Raw genomic sequence first — 5,017 nt, forward strand, 5'->3', positions numbered from 1 at the left:
GGGGACGTACCCCATTTTTTCCGCTGCGCGGAAAAATGGGGTACGTCCCCATTTTTCCCATTTTTCCACCCCACCCAGCCCTGAATTCCCGGCAGTAGAAAGAATTGAGCCATGGGCCAACAACCGGGTCTTTTTGACGACCTCCCTTATTCGCTGGAAGAGATCATCTGCGGCGTGGACGAAGCGGGCCGCGGGCCGCTGGCCGGGCCCGTGTTCGCGGCGGCCGTGATCCTGGACCGCGAGCGCCCGATCCCGGGCCTGCGCGATTCGAAGAAGCTGAATGAGGCAAAGCGCGATGAGCTGGCGCCTTTGATCCGCGAGCATGCCATCGCCTGGGCTGTGGCCAAAGCGTCGGAAGAAGAGATCGACCGCCTGAATATCCTGCAGGCCAGCCTGCTGGCCATGAAGCGCGCCGTGTATGCGCTCTCCACCGTGCCGACGCTGGCCCTCATCGACGGCAACAAGTGCCCGGTCATGCGCGTCCAGAGCATCGCCATTGTGGAAGGCGACGACAAGATCGAGGCCATCTCCGCCGCTTCGATCCTGGCCAAGACCGCGCGCGACGCGGCCCTGGTCAAGCTGCACAAGAAGTACCCGCAATACGGTTTCGACCAGCACAAGGGCTACGGCACCGCGCTGCACCTGGAACGCCTGCGCGAGCATGGCGCCTCGCCGGTGCACCGCCGCAGCTTCGCCCCGGTGCGCGCAGTCCTGGAGGGCGGCCTGTGAAGCACATTACCTCGCGCGACAACGCGCAGTACAAAGAGATCGCCAAGCTTGCCACCAACTCGCAGGCGCGCCGCAAGGCCGGCCGCAGCCTGCTGGACGGGGTGCACCTGTGCGAGACCTGGCTGGAAATGCGCGGCCATCCGCTGCAAGCGATCGTGGCCGAAGGCGCGCTGCAGCACGCCGAAGTCGGCCCGCTGGTGCAGCGCCTGGAGGCCGAGCACGCGCACATCCTGTGCCTGCCGGACCAGCTGTACCATGCCATCAGCCAGGTCGAGCATGGCGTCGGCCTGATGTTCCTGATCGAGACGCCGGAGAAGCCGGTACCGGCCGCGCTCAGCGTCAACGCCGTCCTGCTGGATAATGTGCAGGACCCGGGCAACGTCGGCTCCATCCTGCGCAGCGCGGCGGCGGCGGGTGTGAGGGAAGTGTATTGCGCGCCCGGCACCGCCTTCTGCTGGTCGCCAAAAGTACTGCGCGCCGCCATGGGTGCGCACTTCGTGCTCGACATCTACGAGAATGTGGACCTGGCGGCCCTGCAGGCCAGCGCCGGCATCGCCACCCTGGCCACCAGCGGCTATGCGGCGGAACAGCTGTACCAGCTGGACTTGAAGCGCCCCGTGGCCTGGATTTTCGGCCACGAAGGGCAGGGCGTGTCGGACACCCTGCTGAGCGGCGCCACCCATCGCGTGCTGGTGCCACACTTGGGTAAAGTGGAGTCGCTCAACGTTGCGGCCTGTGCGGCAGTATGCTTTTTCGAGCAAGTAAGGCAAAATCTGGGTTAAGAATAATATTCAGATTGGAATAGGTGTTATGGAAATTGCAAGCATGCATTTCCTGGTAGCAGAAGGCGAACCTGTCCAGCGCGAGCTCCTGGTTGGCATGCTGCGTCACCTGGGCGCCCAGCACATCACGACCGCGTCGGATGGCCTGAGCGCACTGCGCCTGCTTGAAATCGGCCTGAAGCCGCCGGTGAATATCGCGCTGATGGACTTGTCGCTGCCTGGCATGGATGGCCTGGAAGTGATCCGCCGCCTGGCGGAAGTCGATTGCCGCGCCGGCATCATCGTCATCGGCGCGCACAGCGCCGACGTGCTGTTCTCGGTCGAGACCATGGCCGAGGCCTACGGCGTGGATATGCTGGGCAGCTCGGCCAAGCCGCTCAGCTCCGCGCGCCTGCAGGAGCTGGTCGCCAATTACCGCGAACCGCCGGCCGAACCCGAGCCCGAGCCTGAACCGTTCGAATTCACGTTCGCCGAAGTGGGGCGCGGCCTGCAGGCACGCGAGTTCGACCCCTTCTTCCAGCCCAAGATCGAGCTGGAAACGGGTGCCGTGAAGGGCCTGGAGATGTTCGCCCGCTGGCGCCATCCGCAGCACGGCGTGCTGGGGCCGTCCGCCTTCGTGCCGGTGCTGGAGAGCGTGCGCCGCATCGATTTCCTCGACTGGAGCATGATCGAGAAGTCGGTGGCCGCCTGCCGCAACCTGCACGACAAGGACATTCCGATCTCGTTTTCGATCAACGTCGACCCGACCACGCTGGCACACCCGCAGTTCATCGCGCAGATCACGGCCTGCCTGGAGCGTCACCGCATCCTGCCGGACTACATTACGTTCGAGATTACCGAATCGTCGGTGCTGACCACCAACCCGCACTTCCTGGAACGCCTGCTGCGCCTGCGCATGATGGGGTTCGGCCTGGCGATCGACGACTATGGCACTGGGCGCTCCAACCTGCAGCTGCTGGCCGCCATCCCGTTCTCGGAGCTGAAGATCGACCGCAGTTTCGTGGACGGCGCCTCGCGCAAGCGCGCCATCAGCACGGTGCTGAAGTCATACCTTGGTTTGGCGCGCAGCCTGTCGCGCCAGGCCTGCGCCGTGGGCGTGGAAACCAAGCAGGACTGGGACTTCCTGCAGGACCTGGGCTGCACCTACGCCCAGGGCTTCTATATCGCCAGCCCGATGCCGGTGGAGGACATCCCCGGCTGGCTGGACGACTGGAAGCACTTCTTTTAATACACCGAGCGGTTCGGCTTGATCTCTTGCAGGATGGTGGTCGAGATTTCTTCGATCGACTTGGTGGTGGAGGAGAGCCAGCGGATGCCTTCGCGGCGCATCATGGCTTCCGCCTCGTTCACTTCATAGCGGCAGTTCTCCAGCGAGGCGTACTTGGAGCCGGCGCGGCGCTCATTGCGGATTTCCGACAGGCGCTGCGGCTCGATGCTCAGGCCGAAGATCTTGGATTTGTAGGCGTATAAGGCGGACGGCAGTTTGCCGCGCTCGAAATCGTCCGGGATCAGCGGGTAGTTGGCCGCCTTCACGCCGTACTGCATGGCCAGGTAGAGCGAGGTCGGGGTCTTGCCGGAGCGCGACACGCCAACCAGGATCACATCGGCCGACGACAGGTTCTTGTTGGACTGCCCGTCATCGTGCGCCAGCGAGAAGTTGATCGCTTCGATACGGTTCTTGTATTCCTCGCTGTCCACCACATTGTGCGAGCGGCCGATGGTATGGGTCGATTTGACGCCCAGCTCCTGTTCCAGCGGCGAGACGAAGGTCTGGATCAGGTCCATGTGCATGGCGTTGGCGCGCTGGATCACTTCCGACAGCTCGGTTTTCACCAGGGTCGAGAAAACGATAGGCTTGGTGCCGTCTTCGACCGCCACCTCGTTAATTTTGCGCACCGCATCATAGGCCTTGTCGCAGGTGTCGATGAAGGGCAGGCGCACCTGGCGGAACTTCAGGTCGAACTGGGTCAGGACCGAGTGGCCGAAGGTTTCTGCCGTGATCCCGGTGCCATCTGAGACGAAAAAGACGGTACGGAAGGAGGAGGGCAGGTCGGGGCGTTGTTCTTGTGGCATCAAAAAAGCTTTTCCAATGGATGAATCGTCAATTTCCGTCGCAGGCTGTAAAATGCTTGCCAACGGTAAGATTGTGCTGCACGGCGCCAAGAATGACAAGAACGATGCCGAGCGCACCTGCGTAAAGATTTTTATCATCAAAAAGGTGTCTTTATGACTAACGCAGCATTGAAGGAGCAGGCCGAAGGGGCGGTGTACGTCGCCTCGTTCGAAAACCTGCGCATGACGGATGTCGAATCCGTCGGCGGCAAGAACGCGTCGCTGGGCGAGATGATCTCCCAGCTGGCCGGCGCGGGGGTGCGGGTGCCGGGCGGTTTCGCCACCACGGCGCAGGCATTCCGCGACTTCCTGTCGCACAGCGTTGACGGCGGCCCGTCGCTGGCCCAGCGCATCGCCGACCGCCTGGAACACCTGGACGTGGACGACGTGCGCGCCCTGGCCGCATCGGGCGCCGAAATCCGCCAGTGGATCATCGACACGCCTTTCCAGCCACGCCTGGAAGCCGAGATCCGCGCCTTCTACGACCGCCTGGTCGCCGATTCCTCCACCGAAGTATCGTTCGCCGTACGCTCCTCCGCCACCGCGGAAGACCTGCCTGACGCTTCGTTCGCGGGCCAGCAGGAATCCTTCCTGAACGTGGTCGGTATCGACAACGTGCTGGAAGCGATGAAGCACGTGTTCGCATCCCTGTACAACGACCGCGCGATCTCGTACCGCGTGCACAAAGGCTTCACCCACGCCGAAGTGGCGCTGTCGGCCGGCGTGCAGCGCATGGTGCGTTCCGACACCGGCGCCTCGGGCGTGATGTTCACCATCGACACCGAATCGGGCTTCAAGGACGTGGTCTTTATCACTTCCTCCTACGGCCTGGGCGAAACCGTGGTGCAGGGCGCCGTCAACCCGGACGAGTTCTACGTGCACAAGCCAATGCTGGAGCAGGGCAAGTCCGCCGTGATCCGCCGCAATATCGGCTCCAAGCTGATCAAGATGGAATTCACCAACGAAGCCAAGGCTGGCCGTTCCGTGAAGACCGTCGACGTGCCGATCGAGCTGCGCAACCGCTACTCGCTGAACGACGCCGAGATCGTGGAACTGGCCAAGTACGCCATGATCATCGAGAAGCACTACGGCCGCCCGATGGACATCGAGTGGGGCAAGGACGGCCGCGACGGCAAGCTGTACATCCTGCAGGCGCGTCCTGAAACCGTGAAATCGCAGCAGAAGGCCACCGACTCGCAGCAGCGCTTCAAGCTGAAGTCGAGCGGCACCGTGCTGACCTCCGGCCGCGCCATCGGCCAGAAGATCGGCGCCGGCCCTGTGCGCGTGATCCGCGATCCAAGTGAAATGGAACGCGTGCAGCCGGGCGACGTGCTGGTGGCCGACATGACCGACCCGAACTGGGAACCGGTGATGAAGCGCGCTTCCGCCATCGT

The 5,017-nt window shown here is 63.3% G+C and carries 5 protein-coding genes; 4 read left to right on the plus strand and 1 reads right to left on the minus strand.

From position 1 onward, the window contains the following. The first annotated feature begins 111 nt into the window (after positions 1–111). Genes rnhB through ACE3TQ_RS26690 form a run of 3 tightly spaced genes read left to right on the plus strand, consistent with a single transcriptional unit; the run spans position 112 to position 2,739 of the window. Entirely contained in the window at positions 112–729 is a 618-nt protein-coding gene (gene rnhB / locus ACE3TQ_RS26680; RefSeq protein WP_374586755.1) for a ribonuclease HII, read from the plus strand. Continuing rightward, complete coding sequence (locus ACE3TQ_RS26685) at positions 726–1,511, plus strand: TrmH family RNA methyltransferase (protein ID WP_374586756.1); 786 nt, start codon at positions 726–728, stop codon at positions 1,509–1,511. Before rnhB ends, ACE3TQ_RS26685 begins: the two co-directional genes overlap by 4 nt. Positions 1,512–1,539: 28 nt before the next feature. Continuing rightward, positions 1,540–2,739, plus strand: a complete 1,200-nt coding sequence (locus ACE3TQ_RS26690) for an EAL domain-containing protein (RefSeq protein WP_374586758.1) — start codon at positions 1,540–1,542, stop codon at positions 2,737–2,739. On the opposite strand, the gene ACE3TQ_RS26695 is transcribed toward ACE3TQ_RS26690, so the two are convergent. Continuing rightward, positions 2,736–3,584, minus strand: a complete 849-nt coding sequence (locus ACE3TQ_RS26695) for a pyruvate, water dikinase regulatory protein (RefSeq protein ID WP_374586760.1) — start codon at positions 3,582–3,584, stop codon at positions 2,736–2,738. The two genes, ACE3TQ_RS26690 and ACE3TQ_RS26695, sit on opposite strands and share 4 nt — an antisense overlap. A gap of 153 nt (positions 3,585–3,737) precedes the next feature. On the opposite strand from ACE3TQ_RS26695, the gene ppsA reads away from it, so the two are divergent. Further along, positions 3,738–5,017: phosphoenolpyruvate synthase (gene ppsA, locus ACE3TQ_RS26700; RefSeq protein WP_374586762.1), on the plus strand; the 1,280-nt coding region annotated here is incomplete at its 3' end.

The organism is Pseudoduganella sp. (assembly GCF_041914865.1).
In the GTDB taxonomy this organism is placed as follows: Bacteria; Pseudomonadota; Gammaproteobacteria; order Burkholderiales; family Burkholderiaceae_D; genus Rugamonas.

What these genes read in the sequence shown, in the direction of transcription:
- rnhB (WP_374586755.1), top strand. Translation starts at nt 112, where the DNA reads ATGGGCCAACAACCGGGTCTTTTTGACGACCTCCCTTATTCGCTGGAA.
- ACE3TQ_RS26690 (WP_374586758.1), top strand. Translation starts at nt 1,540, where the DNA reads ATGGAAATTGCAAGCATGCATTTCCTGGTAGCAGAAGGCGAACCTGTC.
- ACE3TQ_RS26695 (WP_374586760.1), bottom strand. Translation starts at nt 3,584, where the DNA reads ATGCCACAAGAACAACGCCCCGACCTGCCCTCCTCCTTCCGTACCGTC.